Origin of the sequence: Mycobacterium sp. (assembly GCF_050701675.1) — a bacterium.
Lineage (GTDB): Bacteria > Actinomycetota > Actinomycetes > Mycobacteriales > Mycobacteriaceae > Mycobacterium.
Genome location: NZ_JBOGDD010001032.1, coordinates 1 through 2,255 on the forward strand (window position 1 = coordinate 1; position 2,255 = coordinate 2,255).

The 2,255-nt window shown below is 64.0% G+C and carries 2 protein-coding genes; one reads left to right on the forward strand and one right to left on the reverse strand.

Annotated elements, in window-relative coordinates:
• Positions 1-753 (reverse strand): MFS transporter (locus tag ACRDUX_RS31630; protein ID WP_526419925.1); only part of this gene is annotated, 753 nt, incomplete at its 3' end.
• 304 nt (positions 754-1,057) lie between these two features.
• On the opposite strand from ACRDUX_RS31630, the gene ACRDUX_RS31635 reads away from it, so the two are divergent.
• On the forward strand, positions 1,058-1,975 hold the full coding sequence (locus ACRDUX_RS31635) for an LLM class F420-dependent oxidoreductase (RefSeq protein ID WP_526419927.1): 918 nt from the start codon (positions 1,058-1,060) through the stop codon (positions 1,973-1,975).
• Positions 1,976-2,255: the final 280 nt, after the last annotated feature.

The window sequence follows — 2,255 nt, forward strand, 5'->3', positions numbered from 1 at the left end:
CACGAAGCCCGCAAGCAGCGCGCCGCCGACCGAGAACGCACCGATACTTGCCGTCGAGGACCATGCCCACATCTGCCCGCCGCCAAGGATCGCGAGGATCAGTGACGTCATGGAGCACGCCAAAAGCAGCGCGCCCAGGTAGTCGACGTTGCGCCGCCGGTGTTCGACGGTCTCGTGGTAGTGCCGCTTGAGCATCCACATCGCGAGCAGGCAGAGCGGGATGTTGATCAGGAAGAGGCCTCGCCAGATTCCCAATTGCGAGAAGACGCCCCCAAGGGTGGGGCCGATGACCGACGACATCGCCCATACGCTGGCCAGATAGCCCTGCACTCTGGCTCGTTCGGCCAGCGTGTAGATGTCCCCGACGATCGTCATGGCGGTGGGCTGAACCGCCCCTGCGCCGATACCCTGCACGGCGCGAAACACGATCAGCGCGGGCATGTTCCACGCGGTAGCGCACAGGATGGAGCCGAGGAGGACCAGGGCGATCCCCGTCAGCAGGATCGGCTTGCGACCGAGGGTGTCGGAGAGCTTCGCGTAGATCGGCGTCGTGACGGCCTGTGCGAGCAGGTATACCGAGAACAACCACGGAAACTGGTCGAATCCGCCCAGCTCGCCGACGATGGAGGGGATGGCGGTCGCCAGCACGGTCGAGTCGATGGCCACCAATCCGGTGCTGAGCATGACGGAGATGAGGATTGGCCCGCGCTCCGAGCGAAACCCGACCGCGGTCGTCGATTCGGGATTCACCACCGACTGATCCGGACGCCCGGTCCGGTGTCATCGACCTCCAGCATCACGATCCCTCCAGCCGCAATTCCGCCGATTCCGACGAACGGAACTCTGCGCGCCGAGGCCGCCGTTGGCCCGGCACACCGCTTCTACGCTGTGATCGCGGCGGAGCAGTGTCCGCGCAGAGGCTACGCCGGGTACCTGGACGGTGCCTGAGCGGGGACGGCCGATCTCGCCCACCGATGGTTGGGCGCGCTCGCAACGGTCGGCAACACCTGTGGATCCCTTGACACGCTGCTCAACAACGCTGGCTACGATGGATGGGGTGACTCTGAAACTTGGCTATCAGATTCCGAACTTCTCCTACGGCACGGGTGTCGAGCAGCTCTTCCCGACCGTCGTCGCCCAGGCCCGTGAAGCCGATGACGCCGGTTACGACGCAGTCTTCGTGATGGACCACTTCTATCAACTGCCCGGGCTGGGCACACCCGATCAGCCGATGCTGGAGGCCTACACAGCGCTCGGCGCCCTCGCGGTGGCGACCGAGAAGGTGCAACTCGGCACCTTGGTCACCGGGAACACCTATCGCAACCCAACCCTTCTGGCGAAGGCCATCACCACGCTCGACGTGATCAGCCAGGGTCGCGCCATCCTGGGCATCGGTGCCGGCTGGTTCGAACTCGAACACGATCAACTCGGATACGACTTCGGCACCTTCACCGATCGCTTCAACAAGCTCAACGAGGCACTCGAGATCATTCTGCCGATGATCAAGGGGGAGCGGCCGACCTTCTCCGGCAAGTACTACCGCACACGGGAGGCGATGGCCGAACCCCGCTACCGCGACCACATTCCGCTGATGATCGGCGGCAGCGGTGAGAAGAAGACCATCCCGTTGGCAGTCAAGCACTTCGACCACTTGAACGTCATCGCCGGCTTCGACGAACTCCCCGGCAAGGTCAAGGCGGTGAGGAACCGCTGCGAGGACATCGGTCGCGACCCGGCCACGCTGGAAACCAGCATGCTGATCACCGTCATCGTCGACGAGAAGGCGACCATCGATCAGATTCCCGAGGAGAGACGTCAGCGCGCCGTCATCGGCAGTCCCGAGGCGATCGCCGAACAAGTCAAGACAAAGGTGTTCGACGTCGGTATCGACGGCATCATCTTCAACATGCCGAGCTATCGGCCCGGCACAGTGGCGGCGGTGGCCGAGGCGCTGAAACCGGTACTTCCCCACTGACTGTCGGCGATGAGTTGGTTCACGCGCCCGCAAGGCAATTCAGGGGCCAGTATCGGGTCATAGCCGTCTCCGAAATGTCGTCGCACTCGACCACGACCTTCAAGGCACGCCGATAGGCCCGTTCCTCGTGTCGGGCATTCTCGAGACTGATGGCGTTACTCCCCAAGCGGTCTCGTATCGACCGCGGGCAGGACTGGACCGCACTCCCGCAGTGGGGGAGCGGCAGGGGCATCGCCGAATCCGACCACCATCTTCTGCGTCAGCTGCCGTCGGTGTGGTG